The organism is uncultured Campylobacter sp. (assembly GCF_938045205.1).
Classification (GTDB): domain Bacteria; phylum Campylobacterota; class Campylobacteria; order Campylobacterales; family Campylobacteraceae; genus Campylobacter_B.
On sequence record NZ_CALIMY010000100.1, the window covers coordinates 40,834 to 55,700 of the forward strand.

Below are 14,867 nucleotides of genomic sequence, written 5' to 3' on the forward strand. Positions count from 1 at the left end.
AATTCTATTCGTTCGGTAAGGGTTAAATTTCACCGAAATTCGCATAGTCTGGGAGACGGGTATGATAGCGATCTATTTTAGTGCCACGGGCAACACGAAGCACTGCGTGGGTAGGCTCATCGCTCATCTTGGCGGCGTCTGCGTCTCGATCGAGAGCGAGGCTTGCGGCGAGCTTTTAAAATGCCACAATGACATTATTTTGGCGTATCCCGTCTATTTTAGCGACCTGCCGCGTATCGTGCGCGACTTCCTCTACCGAAACGGCGCGAGCTTTAGCGGCAAAAACGTATTCATCTTCGCTACGATGGAGATATTCAGCGGCGACGGGGCAGGGTGCGCGGCTAGAATTTTAAAACAATTCGGCGCAAATATAACGGGCGGCGCTCATATCAAAATGCCCGCGTTCATCCTCGACGTGGCGATTTTTGGCTACTCGCGAGCGAAAAACGAGCGCATAATCAAAGAGGCGGACGCTAAAGTCAGACGCGTTGCGGAGGCGCTTAGCGCAGGCCGTCCGCCGCAAGAGGGGCTGGGCGCGCTTTGTCGTATCGCAGGGTTTTTAGGACAGCGACTTTGGATGAAAATTTGGGATAAAAGCCCCTTTGCCAAGCGCAAGCCGAGCCTCGATCCATCGCGATGCAGCGGCTGCGGGGCTTGCGTCAAACCCTGCCCGATGCGTAACATAAAGCTCGCTTGCAAAAAGGCGCAATTCGGCGATGAATGCACGCTTTGCTACAGGTGCGTAAATATATGCGAGCGCAGAGCCATAACGATCCTAGGCAGGGCGAAAAATTTAGAAAAGTCTATCGCCGCAGACTTATGAGGACGAGCTCATGCCTCGCAAGTTCGCAATAAAATGCGTAAAAACGGGCGAGGAAATTTTAATTTTTGATAGCACTGCGTACGGCTAAAGCGCGATGTTCTGCGACGAATATGGCGCAAAAAAGTAGCCCGCTGCGAGCTAGTGAAATTTAACCTGCCGCCGTGCAAGACCCGCGTAAAATTTGGCTACAGCACCCGCTACGGATACGAGACAGACGAGCGTGGTAGAGTCATACTGATAAACGACGGGGCTGCCTCATGGGGCGAGGTAAGGCAAACGGCTTTGATTATATCGCCGTAAGCTGCGAGGATGAAACAGACAAAAAGACAAAATTTCGCTTGTGTAGGCGGCCTTAAATCTCAAGTCCGTCTTTTTTTGCTCCGTATTTAAATTTTACTCTGTCGCTAAATACTCCTAAATTCAAATTCTCTAGAACCGAATGTGGCGTCTTAGAATTTTAGTAAAGGTTTATTCTGTAATACTGCGCCGTAAAATTTCAGCGAAGGCTTATTTTACCGCATATCTCAAAATTCTTAAATTACCCGCGCCGGCCCACTTAAGCTATAAAGCGCTTGCCTTATCACTTCGCCTAAGGGCAAAATGCCGCGCCTTGCCTTATTAATTCGCCGCAGAATTTCGCGGTAAAACTAAATTTTAAAATTTGGCCCATTTAAATTTAAAAGCGCACGACTATCGCAAAAATCATCCAATATTATTGGCGACGCCGGCCTAATTTTAAAATTACACTATCGCCTCTATATACGGCTATAGCCGTTAAATTTTAAGCAACAATAGGCGATAAAATTTTAAGAATTTCGCCGCCCAGCATTTCTTTACGCCACCAAGCCCACAAAACCGCCTAAACCTTCTTAAACTTTACGCTAAATTTGCTTCCGCGTCCTACTTTGCTACGTAGTGAAATTTGCGCGCCATGGATTTTTGCGATTTGTGAGGCGATGGCTAGCCCGAGCCCCGCGCCACTATTTTGCTCGCGATTTCTGGAGCGCTCTATTTGATAGAGCTTGTCCCAAATTTTATTTTGCAAAGCAGGCTCAATGCCCTCTCCATCGTCGCTTATGCTAAGTTCGCACGCGTCTGCACTGACGCAAAGCTCTAAAACGACGCTGCTGCGCGTAAATTTTAAAGCATTGCTTAAAAAATTATTAATCAGCCTGATCAAAAGTAGCTCATCGCCGTTTACGTGCACGCCCTCGGCTATCTGCGAGCTAAAACTTAACCCTTTTTGTGCGCACAAAAGTTGAAAGTCTTGCGCGCACTCGTTTGCGATTCTGCTTAAGCTTACGGGTGCCAAACGCGCGCCGCGCTGCAAGCGGGCAAGCTCTAAAATTTGCTCTATTAGCGCCGAAATTTTACGCGCTTGATTGTTTATGACAGCGAAATTCTCCTTCGCCTCGCTCGCGTCTTGCTCATAGGCTAGGGCATAGTCGCTTTGAGCCAGTATGACGGCAGCGGGCGTACGTAGCTCATGCGAAAGGTCGGCGCTTAGCTGCCGCTCGCGCTCAAACGCGCTTTGCAGTGATGCTAGCATTTCATTAAACGTAGCTGCGAGCGCGCTTAGCTCATCCTTGCCTCGCGGTAGTTCTATTCGCCGCGTAAAATCGCCGCTAGCTCCGATCTCGCTAGCTGTACGCGACATAGTGCGCACGGGCTTAAACGCTCTTTTTATGATCGCGTAGCCGCCGTAGATGACGAGCACCACAAATAGCGGCGATAGGATAAGAGCGATCAGCATCACGCGCTTCATCGCAAGCTCAAACTCGCTAACTGCGATGACGCCGCGTATCCATGCACTGCGCCCTTTGATCTGCGCGTCGTAATAGAAAAACTCATCGTCGTCAAGCTCCACCTCGCGCGCGCCTTGAGGCGAGAGCGGCAGCGCGGGCTCGAAGCCTTTAGGCACAAACCCTGCGATCACGCCGCCTTGTCCGTCATGCTCGTAGAAAAATACACCGTCATCAAAGCTTTTAAATTTTCCCTCGCGCGCGGCTTTTTGCACTAAGCGGGCAAGCTTTTTTTGGCTGACGGAGCTTCCTGATACTTCGTCTAAAATATAGCCGCAAATGCCGATAATAGCGCCTGCAAGCACCAAAATAAATACGCTGTAATAAAGCGTCACGCGTAGGCTGATAGGTAGCGCGCGCGAGATAAAATTCTCTTTAGCAGTTGAGAATGCAAGGACTAAGGCTTGAGTAAAATTTCTTATCGAGATTTTAGACGCGAAATTTTGTTCTTGACTTTGCGCGAGAACGCTATTAGAATTTTGCGCTAGATCAGGCGTTGCGCTTGTAGCAGCAAAATTCGGCGCGGAATTTGATGCCAGATTTTGCGTGGAATTTTTCTTGCAGCTTTTCTTTAAACACGCAAAATTATGCGTAAAATTCTGTTTAAAATTTCGCACGAATTTTAATATGAAAAGCGCCGTAGCGGCAAAAATCTGCTTCGCAATCGCCGAAATTTTAATCCAAATCTTGCTATTTTGCCACGACATAGCCAAGCCCTCGCTTCGTTTCTATTATATCGCCATGCTCGCCTAGCTTTTTGCGGATATTTTTGATTAAAATATCGATAACATTTGAGCTTGTTTCGTCGCTAAAATCCCAAATGCTCTCGCCGATTTGTTCGCGGCTTAAAATCGCACCGCGATTTAGCATTAAAAGCTCTAAAATTCTATATTCCTTACCCGTTAGCTCCACTATCTCACCCGCGCAGACGACCGATTTTTTGCTTAGATTTAGGCGCACTTGCCCTATGATAATTTCGTTATCCGCAGTAGCGTTTTTACGCCTGATAATTGCGCGAAGTCGCGCCAAAAGCTCACGAAAATCAAAGGGCTTAACCATATAATCGTCTGCGCCCAGATCAAGCCCTGCGATGATATCTTCTTTGGCGTCCCGCGCAGTTAAAAATAAAACCGGCGTTCCCAATCTGCGCGCCCGCGCCACCTTCAAAAACTCAAAGCCGTCCATCACAGGCATCATCGCATCAAGCACGATAGCGTCATATTTTGCGACATCCAAAAACTCTAGCGCTTCCTTGCCGCAAAAGGCGCAATCTACGCTGTAGCCGTCCTTTTTCAGACATTTTGCGATGATTTGATTTAGATCTTTTTCATCCTCGACAAGTAAAATTTTCAAAGTGCTCCTTTAAAATTTTGCTAATTCTAATCCGCCATTTTAGCCAAAAACGTATAAATTTTGCGGCGCCTTGGATGTGTAAACCTGCTCGCTTTATGCACCACTAAATTTCAGTAGCGTTGGGAGCTGCGCTAATTCGCAGGCGCCTTTTGCCTAGCTCTAATCTCGCTTGCCTTTTTATCCGCTACGCTTCCTAACCGCCCTAAAAAATTTAGTGCGCCTGCTGCGATATTTAGCGCAAAAAGCCCAAATCCTACGCAGCCAAGCTTGAAATTTTGCTTAGCGATTTCGCGTTTGCAGTGGCTGCAAAGCACTGGCTTGCAAGAATTACAAACCTCCGCGCAGCTTGCTGCGCTGGCATAATCTCGTGCGCTTGCGAAATTACTTGTATCAGAAAAATTTTGTGTATCGGCGAAATTTTGCTCGCTAGTGAAATTTCGTACACTTGATAAGTCTTGCGTCTGCAAAGAATTCCGCTCGTCCTTATAATCTTTCGCATCCGCAGAAATTTTTTGATTTTCGCAACATTCCATGCTAGAAAAATCTTTAGAATTTTGCTCGCAGGGCGCGAGATTCCGCTCGCTTGTTTCGCTTGCTAAATTTGCCGAAAAATCCTGCGCATTTTCATCTAAATTTTTAGCCGCGTCTACATTTTGGGCGCCATAGTCAGCGTTTTCGTTTATGCTAAAATCTCTAGCGTCCAAAGCCTCACTAGTTTGGGCGGAGTTATCTGCTCCACCCTTTAAGCTTTGATTTTTCATCTCACGCCTTTGCTTATTTTTGACGCTGCAAGATCTGCTCGCCCGTAGCAGCGTCGATTAGCACCTCTTTTTTGCTCATGCCCTGGCGCAGTTTCACTTCGTATGCAGGCTTACCGCCGTTGCTTTCTAAATCAACCTCGCGAAAATCCCAGCCGGTGTTTACGCTAAGTGCTTTGGCGCGAGCGTCTGTGGCACTGATTTTGACCTGCGAATAATCAATTTTACTAGGCTTTAGCTTCTTTTGCGTTTGAGTCTTTAAAATTTCGCCGCTTTGAGCGTCGATTTTGATCTCGTTTTCGCTACCTTCTTTATGCGACTCTATCTCATAGACGAGCCTTCCGTGCTCATCGTCGATTTCTACGCTTTTTATAGTCGCGTCACCAAAGTTTTGCTGTGCGATCCCTATCGCTTGATCGAATGAAACTTTAGCATCTTTTTCGCTAAAGTTTCCTGCGTTTAATGCGCCTACAAGGGCGAATGTAGCGGCGAGCGCGCCTAAAGCTTTAAGATTTTTCATCTTTAATCCTTTTGATTTTATTTCCAAATTTTATTTTGGATGGCGCAATTTTAAAATTCCAAGATGAAGCTAAGATGAATACGCGCGGAATTTTAAAATTTCACAAAAATTTTGCTGCGATTTGTGAGATACGAAGTGCGGAATTTCCGAGCATTTACCAAAACGCCGTAAAATTTCAACTTGAAATTTTATCTCAAGGAACGCTTCGTGCCTAGCTTTTTTAAAAATCCGTCGCAGCAGAAGCTTATTTTTCTAAGCTCGCTTGCTTTTGTGGCATTTTTTAACTTCTCGTTTTTTAAAAATATCATAAACGCCTACGGAATCTCGGGGCTAAATTTTATCTATCTTGTCTGCGACGCGGTGGCTTTGATTGCTTTTTTGACGCTATTTTTTACGATTTTTAGCTCGCGTTATACAACCAAGCCGATTTTGATGATCTGCTTTTTTATTTCGTCGTTTACGGCGTATTTCATGGATAGCTATAACGTCGTAATCGATTCGGAGATGATCCGTAACGCAGCCCAGACGAACTTTGCCGAGTCGGCGGATCTTTTTAGCCCGAGACTAGCGATTTACGTGCTGGTGCTGGGCGTCTTACCCTGCGTGCTGATTGCTCGCTCGCACGTTAGCTATCGTTCACTTAAATTTGAAATTTTAGCTAAGCTCAAAACAGCGGGCATTTGCATAATGATCATCGCGGCGCTGCTTTTTGGATTTAGCAAATACTACGCGTCATTTTTCAGAGAGCATAAAATTTTACGCAGCTACGCAAATCCCGGATATTGGATCTACAGCGGCGTTAAATTTATCGCAAAATCTAAAAAGCAGGGCTCGCAGCCTCTGATGCAAATCGCTACGGACGCGCATATCGATAAAAATTCCACAAGTCCAAAAAAACTCGTCGTCGTAGTCGTGGGCGAAGCGGCGAGAGCGGATAGATTTTCACTAAACGGCTACGAGCGAGATACTAATCCGCTACTAGCCAAAGAGCAGGGCGTCGTAAGCCTAAGCAATACCCATTCTTGCGGCACTTCGACGGCGCAAAGCGTGCCGTGCATGTTTTCGCTGCTAAATCGAGAGGAATTTAGCGTAGAAAAGGCTGCGGAGGAGCAAAACGTATTGGACGTACTAAGCCGCGCTGATGACATGGCGATTTTGTGGCGCGATAACAATTCCGATTCCAAAGGTGTGGCGCTGCGCGTAAAATATCAGGATTTTAAAATTCCGCAAAATAATCCGATCTGCGACGTAGAGTGCAGGGACGAGGGGATGCTCGCAGGGCTTGATAAATTTATCGCCGAAAACGCGGGCAAAGATGTATTAATCGTGCTGCATCAGATGGGCAATCACGGGCCTGCATATTTTAAGCGCTATAAGAAAGAATTTGAAAAATTTAGCCCCGTTTGCCGCGATAACGAGCTTGAAAACTGCTCGCAGCAAGAAATTTCAAATGCCTACGATAACGCGATTTTATACACGGATTATTTTTTAAGCAAGGTTATAGATTTTTTAAAGCCGTATTCTAAGACGCATGAAACGGCGATGATCTATATGAGCGATCACGGCGAGAGCCTCGGCGAGGGCGGCGTTTATCTGCACGGTATGCCCTATCTTTTCGCTCCCGAGGCGCAAAAGCATATCGGTGCGATAGTTTGGTTAGGTGAGGGAAAAATGCGCGAAAGATACGATCTAAGCGCGCTTAAATCGCATAAGGACGACGCTTTTTCGCACGATAATCTTTTTCACACGCTGCTTGGAATTTTTGAAGTAGATACCAAGGTGTATAACAAGGATTTGGATATTTTAAGCGGAGTGAAAAATTAGAATTTTGCGCTAAATTTCGTCGTAAATTGTGAGTGAAATTTTAGCAATAAAAAATTCTATTGGCAAAATTCTAATTTAAGCTTAGTTTTAAATTTACCTAAACTTGAGCAAAATCTGCTCCAAAAATTTTTTATGCAAAAGCTAACAAAGAGGCAAAGTGCTACAAAATCTCAATCTCTCATTTATCGTTGCAAGATATGAATTTTAAATTTCATTAGAAATTTTACGTGCAGTTTTGATAAATGCCTGCGTTAGATGGTTTAGACGTTTGCCTTTTTTGTATGCAATTAGCAGCGTCCTGTCCAGCTCGTGCGCGCCCACGTCAAAGAGTTTTATCCTGCCCGCTTTGTCTTCCTTTATCATCTGCGGTATGCTAAAGCACGCTCCCACGCCGCTTGCGACGATAGCATTGGCGATATCGAAAGTCTCCGTGCGACACAGCACTTTCGGCGCAAATCCCGCAGCAGCAAAAAATGCATCTATCTGCTCGGCGCTTCTTAGGCTTTGATTAGGCAGGATGAATCTTTCCTCTTTCAAGCGCGAAATGTCAATTTTAGGAACAGATTCGTTTTTAAACTCAAGCGAGAGCGGATGGGTGAAGCTTAGAGCGACATAGGTTTTTTGCGTTAGAATTTTAACCCCGTCAAGCCCGCTCATATCGATGGGCAGTATCAGCATACCGACATCAAGATCACCTTGAAGTAGCATTTCGCGAATGCTAAGCGCAGAAGAAAACTGCGTGATTTGTAGATCCGAATCCTTAAATTTCTTGCAAAACATCGGCAGTAGCGACGGCAGTAGATTATAGCCGTTTTGCGAAAAACCGATGCGAATTTTATCATTTTTTACGCCGCTTATTTCAGAGATATCGTTTTTTAGGTCGTTTATGGCGTCAAAAATGACTTTGGCTTTACTAGCATAAATTTTTCCCGCGTGCGTAAGCGAAATGGGATTACTCGTGCGGTTAAAAAGCTGCGCTCCAAGCTCACGTTCCAGTGATAAAATGCTCTGTGATATCGACGGCTGCGGTATTTTAAGTGCCTCGGCAGCCTTAGTAAAGCTGCGGAATTCTGCTACTTTTAATACTAGCTCCATGCGATGCAAATTCATTTAGCCTCTCCAATTGATAATTTAATTCTTATGAAATGATACACTAAATAATATTTGACTTATGTTAAAAATGAAACTAAAATTACGCTTTTAGTTTAGAACTTTAAACTTAAGCTAAGAATTTCTCAAATGGAGAGGAAAATGAGTGAATCAAATTTCAACAGACGCGATTTCTTAAAATCGGCCTGTATCAGCGTCGGCGCGCTTAGCCTTAGCGGCTGCGTGGATACCGACAAAAGTAAAAGCGGAGGCGGCGGCAACGAAGGCGGCCTTCCTAGTGTGGACGTACTCGTTATCGGCTCGGGAGGCGCGGGTTTGCGTGCAGCCGTAGCGGTAAGAAAGAGTAATCCAAATCTCAGCGTAGTCGTTGCTACGAAGATGATGCCTTCGCGCAATGCCACCTGTATGGCGGAAGGCGGTATCAACGGCGTTACGAGCTTCGCAAACGGCGATTCATACAAGCTTCACGCCTACGACACCGTAAAGGGCGGTGCATATCTCGTAGATCAGGACGCCGCGATTAAATTTTGCGAGCTTGCGGGCCCTACGATTGCCGAGATGGATTACATCGGCACGCTGTTTTCCAGAAACGCTAGCGGCGGCGTGGACGGCAAAGAAAGCGGCGTCCCGGGCGGCGTAGCACAGCGCTTTATGGGCGGCGCGTCTAAAAAACGATGCAACTACTCCGCCGATAAGACGGGCCATATCTTGATGCACGCCTGTTTTGACGATGCGGTCAGCAACGGCGTTAAATTTTTAATCGATCACGAGCTGCTTGAGATCAGCGCACCTGACGGCAGATGCGAGGGCGTCGTGCTTCGAAATATCCAAACCGGCGATTTTTATCCAGTGCTTTGCAAAGCCTTGGTAATCGCTACGGGCGGATATACGAGGATGTTTTACAACCGCACATCGGTACCTTATATCGCTACCGGCGACGGTATCGCGGCTGCACTGCGCGCGGGTCTTGGATTTAGCGATCCGGAGATGGTGCAGTTTCATCCGACCGGTATCAAAAGCGGCGGCGCGCTCATTACCGAAGCTGCGCGAGGCGAGGGCGGATATCTGCTCAATAACAAAGGTGAGCGCTTTATGAAAAACTACCACGAAAAGATGGAGCTTGCGCCGCGCGATGTCGTAGCTCGCGCGATCGAAACCGAGATTCGTGAAGGCAGGGGCTACGGTGAGGGGCTAGGCGCATACGTGCTACTTGACGTAAGACATCTCGGAAAAGATAAAATTTTAAAAGCCCTTCCTAAGATCAGACACACCGCCATTTTGTTTGAGGGTATTGATCTAATCGAGGAGCCGATTCCGATTCGTCCGACCGCACACTACTCTATGGGCGGCATCGAAGTGTCTAAATTTGACGATATGAGCACTAAAATTTCGGGGCTTTACACCGCGGGCGAAGCGTCTTGTATCTCGATCCACGGCGCAAATCGCTTGGGCGGAAATTCTTTGACCGACGCCGTCGTAACGGGCAAGCTCGCAGGACTCGGCGCAGCGGATTACGCTGCGAAGCAGGAGGGTTTCGGTGACGGCAAAAGAGCGAGCGAGCTGGCGCAAAAATGGCAGGCTAAATTTAAGCAGATCGCAAACGGCTCGGGCAAGGCAAACGAGATGTATGAGTTGCGCGAAGAGCTAGGCGCACAGCTTTGGGACAATATGGGCATCTTTAGAACAGGCGAAAAGCTCGATCTGCTTTCGCAAAATTTAGAGAGTATCAGAGCGCGCTACGACGAGCTGCACGTTGCTGATGTAAATCCGGTTATGAATACCGCATTTACCGACTACGTCGAGCTTGGAAATTTGATCTTGCTTGCGCGCTGTGCGTGTTTGGCTGCGCAAAAGAGGCTGGAAAGCCGCGGCGCGCATACCAGAGAGGACTATCCGAAGCGCGACGATAAAAATTTCTTAAAGCACAGTATCGTGACGATGAACGACGCAGGCGAGCTAAGCTTGGGCTACAAAGAGGTCGTCGTTACGGAATTCTCTCTTGACGGAAGGAAACCTCAATGAAATTTATCATAGACCGCTTCGATGGAAGCAAAAATTATAAGCAAGCCTACGAATTAAGTTTGGAGCAGATCAAAGGAAAGACCCTGCTTGGAGTTTTGCAATTTATTAAGCAAAATTTAGACATCACTTTAAATTTTACCGCAGCGTGTCGTATGGCGATATGCGGAGCCTGTGCCGTAAGGGTAAACGGACACTCATATCTTGCCTGCGATACCAAGATGGAGGCTTTGCTTGCGGAGTATGAAAACCCCGATAGTTTTACGATCTCTCCGCTAAATAATTTTCGAGTGATCTCGGATCTAGTTGTGGATTGGGAGCCTAGTATCGAAAATTTAAGAAAGATCAAGCCTACGATTACGCCTAAGAAAGAATTTAGCGCCGAAAAGGGCTGTAAGCAAAGCCCTGAGCAGATGGAGCGAATTAAAAAGCAGTGGGATTGTATCCTTTGCGGATGTTGCGCTAGCGAATGCAATAAGCTTGGAGCCGATGCGAGCGATTATATGCAACCCTTTGTTTTTACGCACGCTAACCGCGCCGCGTTTGATTCAAGAAGCAGGGACGCTATGCCTCATCTAAAGCCTGCGGTACTAAACGGATTATGGCTATGCGTGCACTGCCAAGAGTGTGCCGATCGCTGCCCTAAAGGCATAAGCGCCCAAAGCGATATCACCGCACTTCGCGCTTTAGCGATGAAAAAGGGCTTAACCGCAGGAAGCGGTCCTGGTCATGCAGAGGCATTCCTACTAGACATCGTAGAGGGAAGCGGAAGGCTAAACGAGATCAAGCTTGCCTTAAGAAGCGAAGGCGTATTTGCAAATATGGGCAAGATGGACGTAGCGGCAAATTTAATGGCTGCGGGCAAGATGAATCCTCTTCATGCTTTCGGCGAAGAGGAGATCGAGGGACATGCGCAGCTCGTTAAGATGATAGAGGCCGCACGCAAGGCTCAAGCTAGCGGTGAGATAGAATAAGGAGGAGAGGATGAATAACGAATTTGCATTTTTCCCGGGTTGCGTTTTAAGTCAAGCCGCAAAGGAATCTAAAATTTCACTCGAAGCGATCGCTCCGGTGCTGGGTATTAAACTTCACGAGATAAAAGGTTGGAGCTGCTGCGGGGCTAGTCAAGCTCAATGCGTCGATCCTATGGCGAGCCTAGTAGCCAATGCCAGAAACATCGCGCTAGCCGAGGGTATGAATATGCCTCTGCTAACTACCTGCTCTACCTGTATGCTAACTCTAACCAAGGCTAAACTTACTCTAGATAAGGGAGCTAAAAGCTATATCAATACCTTTTTAAAAGAGGGCGGTATGCAGTATCAGGGAAGTACCGAGATAACGAGTCTGCTTTGGGTACTATATCAAAGCTTAGATACATTAAAAGCTAAAGTCGTTAGGCCGCTAACAAATTTAAAAGTAGCGCTATTTTACGGCTGCCACTCATTAAGACCGGAGCGCGAGCTTAAAAAAGAAAGCTCAACCAATCCAAAAAGCTTTGAAGCGGTAGTTAGCGCACTTGGTGCTCAGATCGTGCCTTTTGAAAAACGCCTTGATTGCTGCGGCTTTCACGCTAGCTATCCAGCGGTAAAATCGGTATCTAAAATGTCAAGCGAGATCGTAAATGACGCTGCCGAGCACGGCGCCGACGTCGTAGTTACCCCTTGTCCGCTATGCCAGATGCAGTTAGATATCTATCAGGAGCGATACCAAGAAGCGATGAACTCCAAGGCAAGAAAGCCGATCATCCACCTATCTCAGCTGGTAGGCCTTGCTCTTGGGCTAAGCAACGAGCAGCTTGGGCTAAACATCAATATCCAAGATGCAACGAGATTGGTAAGCTGATCTTTGGGAAATTTCTAAAGATTTAAAGGATGATTTTGCAAAAATACTTCGCTGCGGCGCACAAACAGTGCGCCTGCTAGTATCGCACAAAATCATCCAACCTACGCCTGCTTTATCTTGAACTGCTTTTCGCTACTATAAAATTCTTGGATGAAATTTCACTGCTTCGTAAATTTTAATGCTTCGTAAAATTTAATGCTTTCTCTGTCGTAATTTAAAGTTTCGCCCGCCGAGCAAATTTTAATCCGCCTTTTATTTTTAAATTTAAAACCTACTAGACGATGAATAAATATAAAATTTTAATTAAATCTAACGAAATTTAAGGTGCATGAATTCTAAATTTTGATAGAATGCCATTTAAAAATATCCTAAATTTCAGGAGGACATTATGGTTGATTTGGCTCAAATTTCGGCTAGACTTGATGCCGTTGAGCGTTTGCCGCGAATAAAAGCAGAGGAAAGCATACAAGAAAGGCTTAAAAGCAAGGGTTTTTCGCGCCGCGATTTTATGAAATGGAGCGGAGCGATGACCGCGATGCTAGGGCTTCCGGCCGCATTTGCGCCGAGCGTGGCGCGAGCGGCGGAGCTTGCGGATCGCTTGCCTGTGATCTGGCTTCATATGGCGGAGTGCACGGGCTGTAGCGAGAGCTTACTTCGCACCGATACGCCTACGATCGACAGTCTAATATTCGATTACATCAGCCTAGAATACCACGAGACGATAATGGCTGCCGCAGGCTGGCAAGCCGAGGAAAATTTAGAGGGCGCGATCGAAAAATACAAGGGGCGCTATATCTTGATGGTAGAGGGCGGAATTCCAAGCGGCGAGAATGAATTTTTCCTAACCGTGGGTCCTGAGGGCAAGAGCGGAGCTCAGCACTGCAAGCACGCTGCCGAAGGCGCTGCGGCAATATTTGCGATCGGCACCTGTTCGAGCTTCGGCGGTATCCAAGCCGCGGCCCCGAATCCGACCGGCGCCGTAGGTTTGGACAAAATCATAAACAAACCCGTCATCAACGTCCCGGGCTGTCCGCCTAGCGAAAAAAATATCGTCGGTAACGTGCTAAATTTCATCCTTTTCGGCACGCTTCCAAGCCTAGATGTTTATAACCGACCGAAATGGGCTTACGGGCTGCGAATACATGATCTATGCGAGCGCCGCGGACATTTTGATGCGGGCGAGTTTGTAGAAAGCTTTGGCGATGCGGGCGCAAAGGACGGATACTGCCTTTATAAAGTAGGCTGCAAGGGTCCTTATACGTTTAACAACTGCTCGCGCGAGCGCTTCAACTCCCACACTAGCTGGCCGGTACAGGCCGGTCACGGCTGTATAGGTTGCTCGGAGCCTGATTTTTGGGATCATATGGGACCTTTTGAGGAACCTTTGGCAGATCGCCTTTACGAAAGCGTTTTCGGCGGGCTCGGCGCTGATGCTACCGCAGATAAGATAGGTATCGGAATTTTAGCGATCACGGGTGTTGCGGTAGCGGCACACGCCGCGATTGCGTCATTTAAGAAAGATAAAGGGGAATAATCATGTCGCAAAGAATCGTAATAGATCCGATAACCAGAATAGAGGGACATTTAAGAATAGAGGTCGTAGTGGATGATGAAAACGTCGTCCGCGAGGCTTATAGTAGCTCCACTTTATGGCGCGGGCTTGAGACCATAGTAAAAAATAGAGATCCGCGCGACGCGGGATTTTTTATGCAAAGAATTTGCGGCGTCTGCACCTTCTCGCATTACAAAGCGGGCATCGTCGCGGTAGAAAACGCCCTCGGTATCACTCCGCCGCTAAATGCCTTGCTAACGCGCACGCTGATGGCTAACGCGCTGTTTTTGCACGATCATCCGGTACATTTTTATCAACTCCACGGGCTTGATTTCGTAGATGTAGTAAGCGCGCTTAGCGCCGATCCTAAAAAAGCAAGCGAGGAGGCGTTTAAATACTGCGACACCCCTTATGCGTGCGGCGCGGATAAACTAAAAGAGGTGCAAGATCGCGTGGGCGCTTTTGTTAAGAAAGGCGCTTTGGGGCCTTTTGCCAATGCCTACTTCGGCCATCCTACATATAAGCTTAGCCCGGAGCAAAATTTAATCGCTCTTTCGCACTATCTTGAGTGTTTGCGCATTCAGCGCACGGCGGCTCAGATGATGGCGATATTCGGTGCGAAGCAGCCTCATCCGCAAAGCCTCACCGTAGGCGGCGTCACCTGCGTAATGGATATCCTAAGTCCTGCGAGACTTGGCGAATATATGTCTAAATTTAAAGAGGTCGCGGACTTCGTAAATCGCTCCTACTATCCTGATCTCGTAATGGCTGCGAAGGCTTACGGTAATGAGCCTAGCGTGCTAAATGATATCGGTGTGGCAAATTTATGGACTCATCAAGAATTTCAGCTTTCAAAGAACGAATGGCTATTTCAAAGCGGCATGATCCTTGACGGCGATATTAGCAAGGTTTTGGAGCTCGATGAGAACAAGATTACCGAGGAGGCAACGCATGCGTGGTATAAAAACGATGCGGCGCTCCATCCTTACGACGGCGAGCAGGAGCCGAATTATACGGGCCTTCAGGACGGACAGAGCATCGACGCGCACGGCAAAGAAGCGCACACGAAGGTGCTCGATACCCAGGGCAAATACACCTGGATCAAGGCTCCGCGCTACGACGGCAAGCCGCTTCAGGTAGGACCGCTTGCAAATATCGTGGTAAATTACGCTAAGAAAAACGAGCGCGTAGTAAAGGTCGTGGATCAATTCCTAAAAGACGCCGGCTTGCCGCTTGAAGCGGGATTTTCGACGCTTGGACGAAC

The 14,867-nt window shown here is 47.2% G+C and carries 13 protein-coding genes; 8 read left to right on the forward strand and 5 right to left on the reverse strand.

Annotation, left to right across the window (positions count from 1 at the left end; all coding sequences use genetic code 11):
- Positions 1-61: 61 nt before the first annotated feature.
- Both Q0198_RS05780 and Q0198_RS05785 read left to right on the forward strand, forming a co-directional pair.
- Entirely contained in the window at positions 62-823 is a 762-nt protein-coding gene (locus tag Q0198_RS05780; protein WP_297896010.1) for an EFR1 family ferrodoxin, read from the forward strand.
- Between the two features lie 141 nt (positions 824-964).
- Positions 965-1,123 carry a hypothetical protein gene (locus Q0198_RS05785; protein ID WP_297896012.1) on the forward strand — a complete coding sequence of 53 codons (159 nt, stop codon included), beginning with the start codon at positions 965-967 and terminating at the stop codon, positions 1,121-1,123.
- A 559-nt stretch (positions 1,124-1,682) separates the two neighbouring features.
- Here Q0198_RS05785 and Q0198_RS05790 read toward each other — a convergent pair.
- The 4 genes from Q0198_RS05790 to Q0198_RS05805 form a co-directional block, all read right to left on the reverse strand.
- The gene (locus Q0198_RS05790; RefSeq protein ID WP_297896014.1) at positions 1,683-3,332 is read right to left on the reverse strand and encodes a sensor histidine kinase; all 1,650 of its coding nucleotides are present in this window, start codon (positions 3,330-3,332) and stop codon (positions 1,683-1,685) included.
- On the reverse strand, positions 3,316-3,978 hold the full coding sequence (locus tag Q0198_RS05795) for a response regulator transcription factor (RefSeq protein WP_297896015.1): 663 nt from the start codon (positions 3,976-3,978) through the stop codon (positions 3,316-3,318). Before Q0198_RS05795 ends, Q0198_RS05790 begins: the two co-directional genes overlap by 17 nt.
- Before the next feature lie 131 nt (positions 3,979-4,109).
- On the reverse strand, positions 4,110-4,739 hold the full coding sequence (locus Q0198_RS05800; protein WP_297896016.1) for a hypothetical protein: 630 nt from the start codon (positions 4,737-4,739) through the stop codon (positions 4,110-4,112).
- Between the two features lie 13 nt (positions 4,740-4,752).
- The gene (locus Q0198_RS05805; protein ID WP_297896018.1) at positions 4,753-5,256 is read right to left on the reverse strand and encodes a PepSY domain-containing protein; all 504 of its coding nucleotides are present in this window, start codon (positions 5,254-5,256) and stop codon (positions 4,753-4,755) included.
- Between the two features lie 207 nt (positions 5,257-5,463).
- Here Q0198_RS05805 and Q0198_RS05810 point away from each other — a divergent pair, with 207 nt between their 5' ends.
- Positions 5,464-7,080, forward strand: a complete 1,617-nt coding sequence (locus Q0198_RS05810) for a phosphoethanolamine--lipid A transferase (protein WP_297896019.1) — start codon at positions 5,464-5,466, stop codon at positions 7,078-7,080.
- Positions 7,081-7,284: 204 nt separating this feature from the next.
- Here the strand turns inward: Q0198_RS05810 and Q0198_RS05815 are convergent, their stop codons facing one another.
- The gene (locus tag Q0198_RS05815; protein ID WP_297896020.1) at positions 7,285-8,175 is read right to left on the reverse strand and encodes a LysR family transcriptional regulator; all 891 of its coding nucleotides are present in this window, start codon (positions 8,173-8,175) and stop codon (positions 7,285-7,287) included.
- Between the two features lie 156 nt (positions 8,176-8,331).
- On the opposite strand from Q0198_RS05815, the gene sdhA reads away from it, so the two are divergent.
- From sdhA to Q0198_RS05840, 5 genes are all read left to right on the forward strand, one after another.
- Positions 8,332-10,212, forward strand: a complete 1,881-nt coding sequence (gene sdhA / locus Q0198_RS05820; protein ID WP_297896022.1) for an 8-methylmenaquinol:fumarate reductase flavoprotein subunit — start codon at positions 8,332-8,334, stop codon at positions 10,210-10,212.
- Positions 10,209-11,183: an 8-methylmenaquinol:fumarate reductase iron-sulfur subunit gene (gene sdhB, locus Q0198_RS05825; protein ID WP_297896024.1), complete on the forward strand. Its 975-nt coding sequence runs from the start codon at positions 10,209-10,211 to the stop codon at positions 11,181-11,183. Before sdhA ends, sdhB begins: the two co-directional genes overlap by 4 nt.
- Before the next feature lie 10 nt (positions 11,184-11,193).
- A complete protein-coding gene (gene sdhE, locus Q0198_RS05830; RefSeq protein ID WP_297896025.1) occupies positions 11,194-12,051 on the forward strand; it encodes an 8-methylmenaquinol:fumarate reductase membrane anchor subunit in 858 nt (285 codons plus the stop codon).
- Between the two features lie 388 nt (positions 12,052-12,439).
- Positions 12,440-13,585, forward strand: coding sequence for a hydrogenase small subunit (locus Q0198_RS05835; RefSeq protein ID WP_297896028.1), 1,146 nt, complete (start codon positions 12,440-12,442; stop codon positions 13,583-13,585).
- A 2-nt stretch (positions 13,586-13,587) separates the two neighbouring features.
- Positions 13,588-14,867: nickel-dependent hydrogenase large subunit (locus tag Q0198_RS05840; protein ID WP_297896030.1), on the forward strand; the 1,280-nt coding region annotated here is incomplete at its 3' end.

Coding starts and splice junctions, on each gene's coding strand:
- Q0198_RS05780 (WP_297896010.1), top strand. CDS start 62: ATGATAGCGATCTATTTTAGTGCCACGGGCAACACGAAGCACTGCGTG.
- Q0198_RS05790 (WP_297896014.1), bottom strand. CDS start 3,332: ATGTCGTGGCAAAATAGCAAGATTTGGATTAAAATTTCGGCGATTGCG.
- Q0198_RS05800 (WP_297896016.1), bottom strand. CDS start 4,739: ATGAAAAATCAAAGCTTAAAGGGTGGAGCAGATAACTCCGCCCAAACT.
- Q0198_RS05805 (WP_297896018.1), bottom strand. CDS start 5,256: ATGAAAAATCTTAAAGCTTTAGGCGCGCTCGCCGCTACATTCGCCCTT.
- Q0198_RS05815 (WP_297896020.1), bottom strand. CDS start 8,175: ATGGAGCTAGTATTAAAAGTAGCAGAATTCCGCAGCTTTACTAAGGCT.
- sdhA (WP_297896022.1), top strand. CDS start 8,332: ATGAGTGAATCAAATTTCAACAGACGCGATTTCTTAAAATCGGCCTGT.
- sdhB (WP_297896024.1), top strand. CDS start 10,209: ATGAAATTTATCATAGACCGCTTCGATGGAAGCAAAAATTATAAGCAA.
- sdhE (WP_297896025.1), top strand. CDS start 11,194: ATGAATAACGAATTTGCATTTTTCCCGGGTTGCGTTTTAAGTCAAGCC.
- Q0198_RS05835 (WP_297896028.1), top strand. CDS start 12,440: ATGGTTGATTTGGCTCAAATTTCGGCTAGACTTGATGCCGTTGAGCGT.